Annotated in this window: 16 protein-coding genes; 8 read left to right on the forward strand and 8 right to left on the reverse strand. The window is 72.1% G+C overall.

Annotated elements, in window-relative coordinates; genetic code table 11:
* Positions 1–27 precede the first annotated feature (27 nt).
* Both ACA511_RS20525 and ACA511_RS20530 read right to left on the reverse strand, forming a co-directional pair.
* On the reverse strand, positions 28–288 hold the full coding sequence (locus ACA511_RS20525; protein ID WP_375026031.1) for a DUF397 domain-containing protein: 261 nt from the start codon (positions 286–288) through the stop codon (positions 28–30).
* Positions 285–935, reverse strand: coding sequence for a DUF5753 domain-containing protein (locus ACA511_RS20530; protein ID WP_375026032.1), 651 nt, complete (start codon positions 933–935; stop codon positions 285–287). Before ACA511_RS20530 ends, ACA511_RS20525 begins: the two co-directional genes overlap by 4 nt.
* 309 nt (positions 936–1,244) lie before the next feature.
* Here ACA511_RS20530 and ACA511_RS20535 point away from each other — a divergent pair, with 309 nt between their 5' ends.
* Positions 1,245–1,508 carry a hypothetical protein gene (locus tag ACA511_RS20535; protein ID WP_375026033.1) on the forward strand — a complete coding sequence of 88 codons (264 nt, stop codon included), beginning with the start codon at positions 1,245–1,247 and terminating at the stop codon, positions 1,506–1,508.
* Positions 1,509–1,547: 39 nt separating this feature from the next.
* Here ACA511_RS20535 and ACA511_RS20540 read toward each other — a convergent pair whose 3' ends face one another.
* From ACA511_RS20540 to ACA511_RS20565, 6 genes are read right to left on the reverse strand one after another with little or no spacing between them, the layout of a single operon-like run.
* Positions 1,548–2,390, reverse strand: coding sequence for a fumarylacetoacetate hydrolase family protein (locus tag ACA511_RS20540; protein WP_375026035.1), 843 nt, complete (start codon positions 2,388–2,390; stop codon positions 1,548–1,550).
* Positions 2,391–2,398: 8 nt separating this feature from the next.
* Positions 2,399–3,250 (reverse strand): alpha/beta fold hydrolase, encoded by an 852-nt coding sequence (locus ACA511_RS20545; RefSeq protein WP_375026036.1) that lies wholly within the window; start codon positions 3,248–3,250, stop codon positions 2,399–2,401.
* Positions 3,247–4,422 carry an acyl-CoA dehydrogenase family protein gene (locus tag ACA511_RS20550; RefSeq protein ID WP_375026037.1) on the reverse strand — a complete coding sequence of 392 codons (1,176 nt, stop codon included), beginning with the start codon at positions 4,420–4,422 and terminating at the stop codon, positions 3,247–3,249. The genes ACA511_RS20545 and ACA511_RS20550 overlap by 4 nt, the downstream gene beginning before the upstream one ends.
* Before the next feature lie 3 nt (positions 4,423–4,425).
* Positions 4,426–5,274 carry an alpha/beta fold hydrolase gene (locus tag ACA511_RS20555; RefSeq protein WP_375026038.1) on the reverse strand — a complete coding sequence of 283 codons (849 nt, stop codon included), beginning with the start codon at positions 5,272–5,274 and terminating at the stop codon, positions 4,426–4,428.
* Complete coding sequence (locus ACA511_RS20560; protein ID WP_375026039.1) at positions 5,271–6,194, reverse strand: VOC family protein; 924 nt, start codon at positions 6,192–6,194, stop codon at positions 5,271–5,273. The genes ACA511_RS20555 and ACA511_RS20560 overlap by 4 nt, the downstream gene beginning before the upstream one ends.
* On the reverse strand, positions 6,191–7,366 hold the full coding sequence (locus tag ACA511_RS20565) for a hypothetical protein (protein ID WP_375026040.1): 1,176 nt from the start codon (positions 7,364–7,366) through the stop codon (positions 6,191–6,193). Before ACA511_RS20565 ends, ACA511_RS20560 begins: the two co-directional genes overlap by 4 nt.
* Before the next feature lie 202 nt (positions 7,367–7,568).
* On the opposite strand from ACA511_RS20565, the gene ACA511_RS20570 reads away from it, so the two are divergent.
* Genes ACA511_RS20570 through ACA511_RS20600 form a run of 7 tightly spaced genes read left to right on the forward strand, consistent with a single transcriptional unit; the run spans position 7,569 to position 14,918 of the window.
* Positions 7,569–8,552 carry an oxaloacetate decarboxylase gene (locus tag ACA511_RS20570; RefSeq protein WP_375026041.1) on the forward strand — a complete coding sequence of 328 codons (984 nt, stop codon included), beginning with the start codon at positions 7,569–7,571 and terminating at the stop codon, positions 8,550–8,552.
* Positions 8,549–9,955, forward strand: coding sequence for an FAD-dependent oxidoreductase (locus ACA511_RS20575; protein ID WP_375026042.1), 1,407 nt, complete (start codon positions 8,549–8,551; stop codon positions 9,953–9,955). The genes ACA511_RS20570 and ACA511_RS20575 overlap by 4 nt, the downstream gene beginning before the upstream one ends.
* Positions 9,949–10,719, forward strand: coding sequence for an SDR family NAD(P)-dependent oxidoreductase (locus ACA511_RS20580; RefSeq protein WP_375026043.1), 771 nt, complete (start codon positions 9,949–9,951; stop codon positions 10,717–10,719). The genes ACA511_RS20575 and ACA511_RS20580 overlap by 7 nt, the downstream gene beginning before the upstream one ends.
* A gap of 26 nt (positions 10,720–10,745) precedes the next feature.
* Positions 10,746–11,348, forward strand: coding sequence for a cysteine hydrolase family protein (locus tag ACA511_RS20585; protein WP_375026044.1), 603 nt, complete (start codon positions 10,746–10,748; stop codon positions 11,346–11,348).
* On the forward strand, positions 11,345–12,793 hold the full coding sequence (locus tag ACA511_RS20590; RefSeq protein ID WP_375026045.1) for an FAD-dependent oxidoreductase: 1,449 nt from the start codon (positions 11,345–11,347) through the stop codon (positions 12,791–12,793). The genes ACA511_RS20585 and ACA511_RS20590 overlap by 4 nt, the downstream gene beginning before the upstream one ends.
* Positions 12,794–12,795: 2 nt before the next feature.
* Entirely contained in the window at positions 12,796–13,599 is an 804-nt protein-coding gene (locus ACA511_RS20595) for an aspartate/glutamate racemase family protein (protein WP_375026046.1), read from the forward strand.
* Positions 13,596–14,918, forward strand: coding sequence for an FAD-dependent oxidoreductase (locus tag ACA511_RS20600; protein WP_375026047.1), 1,323 nt, complete (start codon positions 13,596–13,598; stop codon positions 14,916–14,918). Before ACA511_RS20595 ends, ACA511_RS20600 begins: the two co-directional genes overlap by 4 nt.
* The last annotated feature ends 79 nt before the right edge of the window (positions 14,919–14,997 follow it).

Raw genomic sequence — 14,997 nt, forward strand, 5'->3', positions numbered from 1 at the left:
GGGCTCGCGCACAACATCGGAGGATGGTCAGGCCAGGTCGTGCTCCCCGCGCTTCACCCGGTCGGCGAACCTGCGCCAGTCGGCGACGTCGAACACCAGATGGGGAGCCTCGGGGGCCTTGGAGTCACGCACACCGACCTTGGCAGTGAGCTGCGCGACCTCCACACAGTCACTATGACCGGACGTGCCGCTCCTGCTGGACTTGCGCCAGAGCTGCGCGACCTCCACGCAATCCTGCTTTGCGGGGTCGCTTCCGCTGTAGCTGGCCTTACGCCAGACGGGAGTCACTTGAACCGCTCCATCGTTTGCTGGATCAACTCTGCGGACGCGTCCACTGGGAGTGCACGGTCGCTGATGCGATCGAAGCTCGCTCTGTACGAGCGTACATCCGCGACATCTACGGCGAGTCGCCCGCCGATGTTCGCCTCAACATACACGGCCTCGTTGCCGTCAACCGTCATGATCTTGAATGAGCCGTCCCGTCCGACGTGGGCACCGGCACGTTGCGGAACGATCCGTACGGAGATGTTGGGCTGCTCGTTCAGCTCCAGCAGCCTGGCGAGCTGTTCGCGCATCACCTCCGCCCCTCCGACGGGTTGCGTGATGACCCCCTCGTCGAGCATCACCCACAGATTCGGCGGCGGATCCTGAAGCAGCCTTTCCTGGCGCTTCATCCGGATGGCAACGCGTGCATCAATGTCGCGTAGCCCAGCCCCGATCGCGACCGCCCGCGCGTACGCCTCGGTCTGGAACAGTCCAGGAATCCACGCGAGTTCCCATATGCGCAGCTCACTGGCGGATAGCTCCATCTCGAAGTGCGCCTTGAACCACTCCGGGTCGTGGCCGGCCTTGGCGAAGAGAACCAAGACCTGGAAGAGGTCATGTGTGCCCCACTCCCGGTCGAGGACGCGCGCGTGCTTCTCCAGGAGCTTCACCTGGCCGGATTCAAGTCGCGAAACACTCGATCGATCAAGATCAAGTATGACCCCCAGTGCGCTACCAGACATGCGCCGCTCTTCGCGGTGTCTGCGCAGCTGAACCGCGATGCCGCTGGGATCTACCCGACGGTGATCTGCTCGGACGCCGCCGCGCTTCGTGCCGCCCTGTGCGTGGAGGGCGAACGCGCCGCCGCGCGAAGGAGACTCCAGTGATGCAACAGCCGCAACACAACGCTGGCCGGCCACCGGACGGGACCGCGCCCCCCAGCGCGGTCCCGTGGGGGGGAGATGGGAGCGGCGCTTCCGGTGAGCGTCCCCCCGGGCGCACCGGCCGCGCCGCTCCACCGGCCGCCCCACCAGCCGGCCAGAGCCGTGCAGCCGTCCACCATCCCGAACGTCGAAGAGCACTTCCCCGGCGTCCACTGCTGGTGGGGCCTCCACACGTGCCGCTGGTGGGCGTATGTGCCGACCCCGCGAGGCGGCTGCCTGCTGGAGGCCGCCACCCCGGACGCCCTCATCGCGCGGATCGCGGAGAGAGCGGAAGGACGGCCATGGAGGGCGAACCGCTGACCTGGGTCTACGACGACGGGCGGCCGGGGTGCAGCGCCGTTAGTGGAAGGTGTGTTCCATTTCGCCGATGCCTTCTACCCAGGTGCGCAGTGTCTCGCCGGGTCGCAGGAAGCGCTGCGGGGTGCGGCCGAGGCCGACGCCGTCGGGGGTGCCGGTGAAGATGACGTCGCCGGGGCGCAGGGTGAGGACCTCCGACAGCTTCGCGATCGTCTGCGGGATCGAGAAGATCAGCTTGGACGTGCGGCCGTCCTGGACGGTCTCGCCGTCGATCGCGCAGCCCAGCGCGAGATCGTCGCGGTCGGGGATCTCGTCGAGGGTCACCAGCCAGGGGCCGATCGGCGCGAAGCCCGGGTACGACTTGGCGAACCCGAACTGCGGGGCCTCGCCGACGAACTGGAGGATCCGCTCCGAGAGGTCCTGGCCGACCGTGAGGCCGGCGACGTGATCCCATGCGTCGGCGGGGGAGACCTTGTGGGCCGTCCTGCCGATGACGGCGACGACCTCGACCTCCCAGTCGGTGTGGCCGCCGTCCGGCAGGGCGATCTCGCCGTAGGGGCCGGTGATGGACGAGGCGAACTTCGTGAAGACCGGCGGCAGGTCCGTCGGCGGCTCGAAGCCGGTCTCCGCCGCGTGGTCGGCGTAGTTCAGCCCGATCGCGACGACCTGGGACGGGGCGGGGGACGGCGATCCGAGGAGGAGCGCGTCGATCTCGACGTCCGGTGCCGGGGTCGCGGTCGCCGCCCAGGACGTGAAGGCGTCCCAGTCGTCGTAGACGCTCTGCGGGCCGGGGCCGAAGCGGCCGTCCGAGGCGGTCGCGATGTCGGCGGCCTTGCCGTCGGAGACGACGAGCACGGCTCGGCCCGCGTGGTTGGCGATGCGCATGTGCTTCCTTAGATGCGGCCGTCGATCAGGCCCGTCAGGAGCCGCTCGAAGGTCTCGGGGTGTTCGATCTGGGTCCAGTGGCCGCACTGCCCGATGACGTACAGGCCGGCGTTCGGGAGGTTGTCGGCGAAGTACCGGCTCGCGTCGACGGGGATGATCCGGTCGTCGCGTCCGTGGACGCACAGCACGTCGTGGGTGACGGTCGCCAGTTCCTCGGGGGTGAAGAAGCGCCGGGTCCCGGCCGGGTCGAACGACGCCTCGTGCGAGCGGCGGACGTCCTCCCGGTTCACGTACGCCATCCGCTCGGTCACGACCCGGTCGATCGTGCCGCGCATGGGTTCGAGGTCGTACACGAACTCGCTGAGCAGGCCCTTCAGCGACTCCGCGCTCGGGCTCGCGTAGAACTCGCGGAGGTGCGTGAGGCCGGGGCTGACCGGCATGTCCGGCGCGCCGCCGCTGCCCATCAGCAGGATCTTGCCGACCAGCGCCGGGCGGGCCAGCGCCATCAGGAGGGCGAGCTGCCCGCCCATCGAGTTGCCGACCAGGTGGACCTTCGTCGCGCCCAGGGCGTCCACCAGCGCCAGCAGCGCCTCGGCGCGCAGCTCGTTGAACGGGCCCATGCCGCGCGGCGCGTCGGCGGGATGCGAGGAGTCGCCGAACCCGATCTGGTCCGGTGCCAGGCACCAGAACCGGTCGCCGAGGCCGGCGATGATCCGCTCCCAGTTCGACAGCCCGGTCGCGCCGGGCCCGGACCCGTGCAGGAACAGCACGGCCTCCGTCCCGCGCCCGCCGGTCTCGTGCAGCCGGAACGTCAGCTCCCCGCCCCGGACCTTGACGGCGACGTCGGACGAGGCGATCACAAGTGCACCGCCGCGAGGTTCTCGGCGCCGAGGTGGCGGCCGCCCCAGGCCTTGGCGAGCGGGTCGTCGAAGAGGAAGGCGTGGCTGCCGGCGGCGATGGCGTCCTGGAACTTCGTCTGGAGCGGGTGGTCGATGAAGGCCGACCGGCCCGACGACACCCGCATCAGTGCCTGGACGGTGTCGACCGCCGCGTTCGCCGACCGGGCGACGTCCCAGCGCCAGAAGGCGCGCTGCTCCAGCGACGGGATCTCGCCGCGCTCGGCGTGCTCCATCAGCTCGGAGGCCGTCCGCTTCACCTTGAGGACGGCGGCGTCGAGCTGCCAGGCCGCCTCGGCGAGGTGGTTCTGCACGACGGGCTCCTCGCGGAGCAGCTGGCCGTAGTTGGTGCGGCGGCCGCGCGTCTCGGTGACCCACTGGTCATAGAAGCCGAGGCAGGCGCCGAGCGCGCCCGCCGCGATGATCAGGTTGAAGGCGACCGCCCACGGCGTCCGGTACAGCGGCCCGTCGTTGCGCTCCTGGCCGGGCAGCGGGATGCCGAGGCCGTGCGTGTAGTAGACGTGCGACTGGCCGCGGTGCTCGGGCACGAAGACGCCGTCCACGACGATGTCGTCGGAGCCGGTGCCGCGCAGGCCCGCGACGTTCCACGTCTGGTCGATGCGGTAGTCGGTGTCATCGAGGATCACGGACGTGAAGTCGGGGTACTCGGTCCCGTTCACCTCGCGGGTCCCGGCGATGCCGCCGAGGATGACGCCGGAGCAGATCCCGCTGCCGGACGAGAAGCTCCACCGCCCCGACACCCGGTACCCGCCGGGCACCTTCTCGATCTTGCCGGTGGGGGTGTAGGACGAGGCGATCTTCCGCGCCGGGTCCGCGCCCCAGATCTCCTCCTGCGCCTCCTCGGGGAAGAGGGCGATCTGCCACGGGTGGACGCCGACGACGGACGCCACCCATCCGGCGGACGCCGAGGCCCGGCCGATCTCGATCACCGTGTCGGCGTACTCGGCGAGGTGGACCTCGCCGCCGCCCCACCGCGCCGGCTGCAGCGCCCGCAGCACGCCGATCGAGTCGAGCGCCGCGACGGCCTCCGCGGTGAGCCGGCCCTGCTCAGCGCCCGCCGCGTCGGCGGCGGCCAGCGCGGGCGCGGCGGCCCGCGCCTTTTCGATCATGCTCATCTGCTACTCCGCTCCGTTTCCGACGAAGGACCGGACGATCGCCTGGAACCGTCCGGCCTGCTCGATCTGCGTCCAGTGCCCGCACTTGTCGATGACGTAGAGATCCGCCTGCGGCAGGTGCTCGGCCAGGTAGTAGCCGCACTCGAGCGGCACGATCACGTCCTGGCGGCCGTGCACGACCAACGTGGGCATGTCGATCTTCGCGAGGTCGTCCGGCGTGAAGGTGAGCATCTCGGGGCCGAACATGGCCCGGTGCCCGGCCTCGATCCACGGCCGCCGGACGATCGGCATCCGCTCGGCCGCGACCGCCTCCACCGTGTCGCCGAAGGCGCTCTTGTCGTGCACGAACTGGATCAGCAGGTCGGCCATCGCCTCGACGGTCGGGTCGTCGAAGTAGGTGATGAGCTTGATCAGTTCCGGGGTCGGCTCCAGGCCCGGCATGCCGCCCGAGCCCATCAGCACGATCTTGCCCACGAGGCCGGGGCGGAGCTGGGCGATGCGCAGCGAGTACATCCCGCCCATCGAGTTGCCGACGAGGACGACCTTCTCCAGGCCCAGCACGTCCACGAGGTCGAGCAGCGCGCCGATGCGGACCTCGGCCTGCGCCGCGAAGCCCTGCGGCTGCGGGTCCGGATGGCTGGAGTCGCCGAAGCCGAGGATGTCGGGGGCGATGCAGTGGTAGGCGTCGCCGAGCCCCTCGATGACCTCCCGCCAGTTGGACGCGGCCGTCACGCCCGGCCCGGAGCCGTGCAGGAAGAGCAGGGCGGGGGCGCCCGGGGCGCCGGTCTGGTTGACGCGCAGGTGCCGGCCGCCGCCGATGGCGACGTCCTCGACCCGGATCGCGGCGGTCATTCGCCGGCCTCCCCGCCCGCGACCATGCGGAAGATTCCGGGAGGCCCGTCCAGGTACGCCTGGGAGCGGTGGTGGCCCCAGATGGACGGCAGGTCGTGGTTCCCGGCGACCCAGGTGAGGTCGTCGACGGTGATCCCGCCGTAGCCGTACTCGATCTGCATCGACGACGGCGTCTGCACGTAGATGGACGTCATCAGGTCGTTGGTGTGCCGTCCGAGCGACAGCAGGATCTCCCGCTCCGGGTCGGCCGTGAACAGGTCGATCGCGGAGCCGAGGTCGTCGAACGACTCGACCTCCAGCATCAGGTGGTTGATGCCGGTCATGCCGGGGATCTCGGCGACGGCGAGGGAGTGGTGGCGGCCGTTGCAGTGGTAGAACCGCAGGTTGAAGATGTCGCTCTTCACCCGGTCCGACAGCCGGAAGCCGAGCGTGTCAGCGTAGAACGCGTTGGCCTTCTCCAGGTCGGGGACGATGAGGACGACGTGGCCGAGGCCGAGGTCGCCGGTGACGAAACGGCCGCGCATGGGGCGTCCGGGGAAGAACGAGTTCGGCTGGGAGTACTGGCCCCAGACCAGCTCGTGCCGGTTGCCGAACGGGTCGGCGAACCAGTACAGCTCGGCGACCTGGCGTTCCTTCAGCTCCGCGGCGTCGCCGGCGTGCAGCTCGACGCCCTTGCCGCGCAGCTCGGCGACGTAGGCGCGCAGCGCGGTCTCGTTGCCGCAGTCCCAGCCGACGTACCGGAGCTCGTCCCGCTCCGCCGGGTGGACGGCGATCCGGTAGCCCTTGTCGTCCACCTTGACCCGGACGGCCCCGTCCGAGCCGTCCCCGGCGACGACCGCGCCGAGCAGCCGGGTGGCGTAGTCGCGCCACTCCTCCGCCTTCGGGGACGCGATCCCCAGGTAAGCGAGTTGCGAAATCAAAGCATGACCTCCGGAGCGGACGAGTCGAGCAGCGCGGCGCCGTAGTACTGGCCGACGCCGTCGGAGACGAGGAACGCGTGGCCGAGTTCGGCGATGACGTCCTGGTAGAGGCGGTGCAGCGGGTGGTCGACGAAGACCGTCCGGCCGGAGGCGACCCGCATCAGCTTGTTGATCGCGAAGCCGGTCTCCTGGCAGCCCTTGGTGATGTTCCAGCGCAGCCGGGCGCGCCGCCGCTTGTCCAGGAACACGCCGGCCTCGGCGGCGTCGGTGATCGTGTCGATCGCGTCGTACATCTTCATGACGGCCGCGTCGTGCACCCATTCGGCCTCGGCCAGGTGCATCTGCATCAGCGGGTCGTCGGCGTAGGTGCCGCCCCAGTTCGCCTTGCGGACGCGGGTGTCGGCCGTCCAGTCGTCCAGGACGCGGCGGGCGAGCCCCAGCATCGGCGCGACGAGGACGAGGTTGAACATGACCGCCCACGGCACCTTGTAGAGCGTCGAGGGGTTGGTCTCCATGCCGGGCGCGGGCCGGTCGGGGTTGTACTCGTACAGCGGGCTGGACAGGAAGCGGCGCGCCGGGATGAAGGCGTCCGCGACGACGATGTCCTTGCTGCCGGTGCCGCGCGAGCCGCGGACGTGCCAGGTGTCCTCGATGACGTACTGGTCGCGGTGCAGCAGCGCGGACCCGTAGTTCGGCACCTCGACGCCCGGCGCGACCTCGACCTTCCCGGCGAATCCGCCGAGGATCACGCCTTGGGCGTGGTCGGAGCCCGACGAGAACGACCAGCGGCCGTGGACGCGGTAGCCGCCGTCCACCGGCTCGATCTTGCCGGTCGGGGCGTAGGACGAGGAGGCGTTCCAGTCCGGGTCGGACTCCCAGACCTCGGCCTGCGTCTCCTCGGGGAAGAGCGCGAGCTGCCACGGGTGCGACCCCATGACCCCGGCCACCCAGCCCGCCGACGGCGCGATCCGGCCGAGTTCGTAGACGGCGGTGAGGTGCTCGCGCAGCGACAGCTCGGCGCCGCCCCAGCGTTTGGGCTGGAGGCCGCGCATGAGGCCGGACTCCTGCATGAACGTGAAGGCCCGGCCGGTCAGCGCGCGCTGGTCGGCCGAAAGGTCCTCCTCGGCGCGGAACTCCGGCTCCAGCCGGCGGATCTCGTCCAGGACGGTCATCGGCGTCAGTTCCTTCGGTTGGGGACGACGGGGGAGCGTGACCGGCATCTCTGTAGCAGTCACTACATGGAACCGTAGAACGGTCACTCCGGAGAAGGCAAGGGCTTGCGCGAGTTCCTTCGTAAAGTCGGCCGGGTTGCGCTCCGGCGGTGACTGGTGTCACGGTTAACGTCTGTAGTAATCGCTACATGGAGGAGTCGCCGTGCCGCACACCCCGCCCTGGGAGCCGGGCCTGCTCTCGTCGCTGACCGGTGTCGGCCCCGGCCCGACCGCCCGCGACAAGCGGGTCGCGCTGCGCGCCGCGCTGGCCGCCGCCACGGCGTCCCGGCCGGGCGCGGCGATCGAGCCGCTGGCGCTGCCCGGCGCGACCGACGCTCTCGGCGCCCGGCTGGTCGAGGAGGCCGGTTTCGCCGCCGTCTACGCCACCGGCGCCGGGCTCGCCAACGCCGGGTTCGGGCTGCCCGACATCGGGCTGATCTCGCAGGCGGAGGTCGCCGACCATGCCGGACGGCTCGCCGAGGCGACCCGCATCCCGCTGATCTGCGACGCCGACACCGGTTACGGCGGGCCGCTGTCCGCGATGCGCACCGTCCGGCTGCTGGAGCGGGCCGGGGTGGCCGGCCTCCAGCTGGAGGACCAGGAGATGCCGAAGCGGTGCGGTCATTTCGACTCGCACACGCTCATCCCGTCCGGGCACATGCAGACCAAGATCGCGGCGGCGTGCGAGGCGCGCACCGACGACCGGCTCGTGATCATCGCCCGCACCGACGCCCGGTCGGCGTACGGGATCGACGAGGCGATCGCGCGCGGCCGCGCCTACGCCGAGGCCGGCGCCGACGCGCTGTTCGTCGAGGCGCCCCGGACGGTTGACGAACTCGCCCTCGTCGGACGCGAGCTGGCCGGCGTCCCGCTGATCGTCAACGTCGTCGAGGGCGGCAAGACCCCGCAGCTGGACGTGGCGGAGTACGCCGGGCTGGGCTTCGGCGTCGTGCTGTTCGCCAACTACCTGATGCGCTCGATGCACCTGGCCGGCCGGGAGGCCCTGGACCATCTGCGGGAGCGCGGCGAGACCGCGTCCCGGGCCGGCCGGATGGCCACCTGGGCGCAGCGGCAGGACCTGTTCAACCTGCCCGGGTTCAGCGCCGCCGAGACCGCGCTCGACCGGGAGCTGGGAAGCGCCAAGTGAGCCTCGTCCCCGGCCTGCCGGTCGAGACCGAGCTGCCCGAGCGGGTGGGTGTCCTGGTCCTGGGCGCGGGCCTCGCCGGATGTGCCGCGCTCCTGGCCGCCGCCGAAGCGGGGCAGTACGCCCTGCTGCTGGAGAAGGCCGGTGAGATCGGCGGCTCCACGGTGAAGTCCGCCGGGCTGTCGGCGTTCGCCGGGACCGACGAGCAGGCCGAGCAGGGCATCGCCGACTCCGTCGACCTGCTCCGCGAGGACCTCCTCGACGTCGGGCGGCGGCGCAACGACCCGGCGCTCGTCGACCTGTACTGCGAGCACCAGCTCGGGACGTACCGCTGGCTGAAGGGGCACGGCGTCCGGTACGGCGAGATCCACGCCGCCTCGGGCCAGTCGGCGCCGCGCAGCCATCCCGCCGACACCACCCGCATGCTGGAACTGCTGCTCACGGCGGCCGGCGAGCTCGGCGCCCGGATCATGCCCGGCGCACCGGCCGGCCGGCTGCTGCACGACGGCTCCCGGGTGACCGGGGTCCGGCTCGCCGACGGCCGCGAGATCCTGGCGGACGCGGTGGTGCTCGCCACCGGCGGCTTCTCCATGAACCCGGACCTGCTCGCGACCTTCGCGCCGCAGATGGAGCACGCGCTGCGCCAGGGCGGCGCCGGCAACCAGGGCGACGGCCTCAAGATGGCCATGGCGCTCGGAGCCGGAGTACGCGACACCCCCTACATCAAAGGCACCTACGGGCACTACCACGTCGAGCACCCGGACGAGGACGGCACCGGGATCCTCGCGGTCTACAAGGGCGCGATCGCGGTCAACCGCGACGGCCGCCGGTTCGTGGACGAGTCGAAGAACTACAAGGAGATCGGCGACGCCGCGCTGGCCCAGCCCGGCGTGACCACCTGGCAGGTCTTCGACGCCCGGACGATGGCGCTGGCCAACGACGAGGTCCCCATCTACGAGTTCGCCGGGCGCGAGCGCGCCGGGATGCTGCTCAAGGCCGGCACGATCGCCGGGCTGGAGGCCGAGATCGGCCTGCCCGAGGGGTCGCTGCGGCGCACGGTCGCCGAGTACAACGCCGCGATCGAGCGGGGCGGGGCCGACCCGTTCGGGCGGGCCCGCCTGTCCGGCGGGGTCGGCGCGCCCACGCCGATCGACCGGCCGCCCTTCTACGCCCACCCGTCCGGGACGGTCGTGCTCGCCACGTACTGCGGGCTCACCGTCGACACCCGCATGCGCGTCCTCGACTGGTGGGGCGAACCGATCGAACGGCTCTACGCCGCCGGGGAGATCACCGGCGGCTTCCACGGCGCCGGCTATATGACCGGCACGTCCATCGGCAAGGCGGGCGTTTTCGGACGGCTCGCGGGCCGGAACGCCGCGAACGAGGAGAGTGAGCTTCAGTGGTGACGGCGGCATTCGATCTCACCGGCCAGGTGGCCCTGGTGGTCGGCGCGGCAGCGGGCGGCCTCGGCGAACGCGCGGCGCGGGCGCTGGCCGAGGCCGGCGCGCAGGTCGCCGTCGCCGACCTGCCGCAGCGCGCCGCCGACCTCGCGACCACCGCAGGGGCCTGCGGGGCGAGCACCCACGAGGTCGACGTCACCGACGAGGCGTCCGTCGCCGCGCTCGTCGACGGCGTCATCGCCGGGCACGGACGGCTCGACGTCGTCGTCAACGCCGCGGGCGTCATGCTGCGCAAGCCCTACGACGAGACGTCGGTCGAGGAGTTCGAGCGGGTCGTCCGGGTCAACCTCACCGGCACCTGGCTGGTCGGACGCGCGGCCGGTCAGGCGCTCACCCGGCAGGGACGCGGCGGCCGCATCGTCAACCTCACCACCGTCTACGCCGAACGCGTCGGGCCCGTCCCCGAGTCGGCCTACTACGCGTCCAAGGCCGGAGTCGTGAACGTGACCCGTTCGCTGGCCGCCGAACTCGGCCCGCACGGCGTCACCGTGAACTGCCTCGCCCCCGGCGTCTTCTACCCGACCCAGATGACGGCCGCGCTCGGCGCCGACCCGGACCGCCTGAAGTGGTTCGGCGACCGCACCATGCTCGGCCGGCTCGGCGACCCCGACACCGACTTCGCCGGCCCCCTGCTCCTGCTCGCGAGCCCCGCCGCCTCGTACATGACCGGCCAGGTCGTGTACGTGGACGGCGGCTGGTCCGCCTGGTGACCCCGACCCCTTCCGAGGAGACAACGATGACCACCGCCAAGAAGGCCCTGCTCATGCTCGACTACCAGGTCGCGCTCTGCGAGGAGGGGCCGCACCTGCGGATGCCTCCGCTCGCCGCGCAGATCGCCGAGCGCGGCGTGCTGGCGACGGCCGAGCGGGTGCTGACCGCCGCCCGCGCCGCCGGGACGCTCGTCGTCCACGTGCGGCTGGCCTTCGACCCGTCCTACAGGCTGCGCACCAACCGGCTGCCGCGCTTCGACCCCTACGAGGAGCAGCGCGCGATGCTCGCCGGCTCGCCCGAGGCGCAGATCGTCAAGGCGCTGGCGCCGGTCGCGGGCGAACCCGTCATCGACAAGGGCTGCGTCGACCCGTTCGTCGGGACCGCGCTGCGCGACGTCCTGGCCGCCGAAGGGGTCACCGAGGTCGTCCTCGGCGGCGTCGCCACGAACCTGGTCGTCGAGTCGGCGGCCCGGCACGCCTCCGACTCCGGCCTCCAGGTGACCGTGGTCGAGGACATGTGCGCCTCGTTCCGCCCCGACTTCCACGAGTTCTCCGTGACGAACATGCTGCCGCTGTTCGGCTCGGTGATCGGCTCCGCCGAGCTCGAGTTCCGCGGAGACCGTTCATGACCCGCACTTACGACGTCGTCGTGGTCGGCGGCGGGGTCGCCGGCCTGTCGGCGGCCGTCTCGGCGGCCGAGCGCGGCGCGCGCGTCGCGGTCCTGGAACGCTCCCCGGAGGCCGAGACCGGCGGCAACACCCGCCACACCGAGGCGTTCCTGCGCATGAAGTCGCTGGACGAGGTCGCCGACGGCTTCGAGGACGCCCTCGTGGACGACTTCATGGGCCACCCCGACCCGTCCATCGTCAACGACGCGGCGCTCCCGCCGCACCGGCAGGGCGCGCTCTACCGCGCCACCCACACCGTCGACCCCGACTACGTCGCCGCGCTGGCCGAGCACGCGCCGCCGACGCTGCGCTGGATGTCCGGCCACGGCGTCCGGTTCGACTTCATGCCGACCCCCTTCCTCACCCGGTCGACGACCCGGATGGCGCCGGTCGGCGGCGGCCTGGCCATCGTCGAGACGATGGGCAAGGCCGCGCGCGGGCTCGGCGTCGAGTTCCACTTCGAGACCACGGCCCGCCGCCTCACGTTCTCCGAGCGGGGCGTCGACGGCGTGTTCGCGCACACGCCCGGCGGGCCGGCGGCGTTCGCGGGGACGGTCGTCCTCGCCAGCGGCGGCTACCAGGGCAACTTCGAGCTCATGGCCCGCTACCACGGCGACCGGGCGCTGACCTGCCGTCCCGTCGCCAAGGGCGGCAACTACAACAAGGGCGAGGGGCTGGAGATGGCGCTGGCGCTCGGCGCCGCCACCGCCGGGAACTTCGCCCTCTTCCACGCCGAGCCCGTCGACCCGCGCAGCGGGGAGCCGGAGGCCGCGATCTTCTGCTTCCCGTACGGGGTGCTGGTCAACAAGGAGGGACGGCGGTTCGTCGACGAGGCGCGCGGCACCGTCGACGCCTGGTACGAGCGGACCACCCGGTCCATCCAGGACCAGACCGACGGGATCGCCTGGGTGATCCTCGACCAGCGGGGGCTGGCCGTGCCGAACCTGATGGCGGGCGTCCGCACCGACGTCCCGCCGGTCACCGCGGACACCGTCGGCGACCTCGCGCGGCGGCTCGGCCTGCCCGCCGCGGCCGTCGAGTCGACCGTCGAGGAGTACAACGCGGCCTGCCCGCCCCAGGACGGCTTCGACCACGCCACGCCGGACGGTCTCGCGACCGGCGGGCTCGTCCCGCCGAAGTCCAACTGGAGTCGGCCCGTCGCGGAGGGGCCGTTCGCCGCCTACCCGATCATGGCGGCGAACGTGTTCAGCTTCGGCGGACTGAAGACCACCTCCGCCGCCGAGGTCGTCGACCGCGACGGCCGTCCCATGACCGGCCTGTACGCGGCGGGGGAGCTGACCGGGCTGTACTACTCGAACTACACCGGCTCCACCTCGGTGCTGCGCGGCGCGACGTTCGGCCGGATCGCCGGCGCGAACGCGGCCGCCCGCGCGGCGGAGGCGTGACCATGCGGATCTGGCACCAGTCGTTCACGGTCCTCGACGACGTCCCGCACTACCGCGACGCGCTCGCCCGCCACCTGCGGTCGCAGGCGGCGCCCGGCACAGAGATCGACTTCCACGGGATGAAGCCGGGCACCTACCCGTCCGACTATCCGGGCACGCACATCGGCTACGCCTACCTCGCCGGGCTGCACAGGGAGCAGTTCGTCCACGCGGCACTGCGCGCGGACGACGAGGGGTACGACGCCTTCCTGATCGCGACCATCCCCGACACCGCGTACGAGGAGGTCCGCACGGTCGTCGACATCCCGGTCGTCGCGTTCGGCCAGACCTCGGTGCTGATGGCCGGCGCGCTCGGCGACCGGGTCGGGATCGTCAACTTCATCGGGGCCCTCGAACCGCAGCTCCGCCGCAACCTCCGCAACTACCGGCTGGACGCGCTCGTCGGGCCGATCGTCCAGGTGGAGGCGGAGTTCGCCGGAGTCATGGCGGCGTACGCCGACCCCGCGCCGCTGCTGGACGCGTTCACCCGCGCCGCGCGCAAGGCGATCTCGGACGGCGCGAACGTCATCGTCCCAGGCGAGGGGCCGCTCAACGTGTTCCTCGCCGACCAGGGCCTGTCCCGGGTCGACGGCGTGCCGGTGCTCGACTCCCTCGGCACCTGCGTCCGCGTCGCCGAACTGCGCGCGGCGCAGTTCCGCGCCACCGGCCTCGCCCCGGCCCGGACCGGGTTCTACGGCGCGCGGCCGCCCCGCCCGCTGATCGACGCCGCCCGCGACTTCTACGGGACGAACGGGACCCTGGCATGACCGGCTGGGACGACGAGGTCGACGTCGCCGTGGTCGGCGGCGGCGCGTGCGGGGTGATGACCGCGCTTCGGGCCGCGCGCGATCCCGGCCTGGTCGTCGCCGTCTTCGAGAAGTCCGCCCGGGAGGGCTGCAACGCCGCCATCTCCTCGGGCTCCCTCGCCGCCGGGGGCACCCGGTTCCAGGCCGCCGCCGGCATCGACGACTCGCCGGAGCGGCACGCCGACGACATCCTGCGCGCCAGCGGCGACGAGGAATGGCGTCCGGTGGTCGAGGCGCTCTGCGCGGCCGCGCCGGAATTCGTGGAATGGATCGCCGACACCGGCCATCCCGTCGAGGTCGGCACCGACATGCCCCGGGCCGGCATGACGGCTCCCCGCCTGCACACCGACATCGGGCGGCTCGGCGGCGGACGGCTCATGCGCCACCTGCGGGCCCTCCTCGAAGGCCACGACAACATCGCCTTCGTCGACGAGGCTCCGGTCGTCGGCCTCGTGTCGGAACAAGGCGAGGTCACCGGCGTGGTCGTCTCCCAGAACGGGGCCTCGCAGCGCGTCCGGGCCGGCGCCGTCGTGCTCGCCGCCGACGGCTTCGCGGGCGACCGGTCACTGGTCGAGGAGCACCTGCCCCACCTCGGAAACCCGTTCTACGGCGGTGTCTCCACCTCGACCGGCGACGCGCTGGCCTGGGCGCTGCGGCTGGGCGGGCGGCTCCGGAACATGGGCGCCGGGCTGCGGTCCGGGCTCGTCGTCGTCGGCCACGGAACCCGGGTGTCCCCGGCGCTGCCGTTCAACGGCGCGGTGCTGGTCGACCTTCACGGGGAGCGGTTCGTGGACGAGGAGTCCAAGGGCTATTCGTCCCTGGCCGGGGTGCTGCAAGGGCGGCCGGCGGAGCGCGCCGCGATGATCTGGGACGCCACCGCGATGGCCGCCACCCGCGAGTCGGAGATGATGCGCGAATGCCTCGCGGCGGGCGCCGTCCAGGACCGTCCCGGCATCGAGGACCTGGCCGCGTCGCTGGGCCGGACGGCCGGGGAGACCGAACGCGCCCTCGCCCCGCTGCCCGGCCGCCGCCGCCTCACCGCGCCCTACCACTTCGCCTGGGTCACGCACGGCCTGCTCGCGACGCAGGGCGGCCTGGTGATCGATCCGTCCGGCCGCGTCCTGGACGGGTCGGGTGCACCGGTCCCCGGCCTCTACGCGGGCGGCGGCACCGCCTGCGGCCTGGCCGGGCCGCACTCCGACGGCTACCTGTCCGGAAACGGCCTGCTCTCCGCCTTCGGCATGGGCTGGATCATCGGCAACGCCCTGGCCGCCGCCTAGCGCCGGTGCGTTGACCTGCGGCGTGTTGTTGTTATCTAGGGGCTCATAACAACAACACGCCGCAGGTCGACGTGGCTCG

It is taken from the genome of Actinomadura sp. GTD37 (genome assembly GCF_041951365.1).
Taxonomy (GTDB): Bacteria; Actinomycetota; Actinomycetes; order Streptosporangiales; family Streptosporangiaceae; genus Spirillospora.

Coding starts and splice junctions, on each gene's coding strand:
- ACA511_RS20590 (WP_375026045.1), top strand. CDS start 11,345: ATGACCCGCACTTACGACGTCGTCGTGGTCGGCGGCGGGGTCGCCGGC.
- ACA511_RS20550 (WP_375026037.1), bottom strand. CDS start 4,422: ATGAGCATGATCGAAAAGGCGCGGGCCGCCGCGCCCGCGCTGGCCGCC.
- ACA511_RS20540 (WP_375026035.1), bottom strand. CDS start 2,390: ATGCGCATCGCCAACCACGCGGGCCGAGCCGTGCTCGTCGTCTCCGAC.
- ACA511_RS20595 (WP_375026046.1), top strand. CDS start 12,796: ATGCGGATCTGGCACCAGTCGTTCACGGTCCTCGACGACGTCCCGCAC.
- ACA511_RS20555 (WP_375026038.1), bottom strand. CDS start 5,274: ATGACCGCCGCGATCCGGGTCGAGGACGTCGCCATCGGCGGCGGCCGG.
- ACA511_RS20565 (WP_375026040.1), bottom strand. CDS start 7,366: ATGACCGTCCTGGACGAGATCCGCCGGCTGGAGCCGGAGTTCCGCGCC.
- ACA511_RS20600 (WP_375026047.1), top strand. CDS start 13,596: ATGACCGGCTGGGACGACGAGGTCGACGTCGCCGTGGTCGGCGGCGGC.
- ACA511_RS20585 (WP_375026044.1), top strand. CDS start 10,746: ATGACCACCGCCAAGAAGGCCCTGCTCATGCTCGACTACCAGGTCGCG.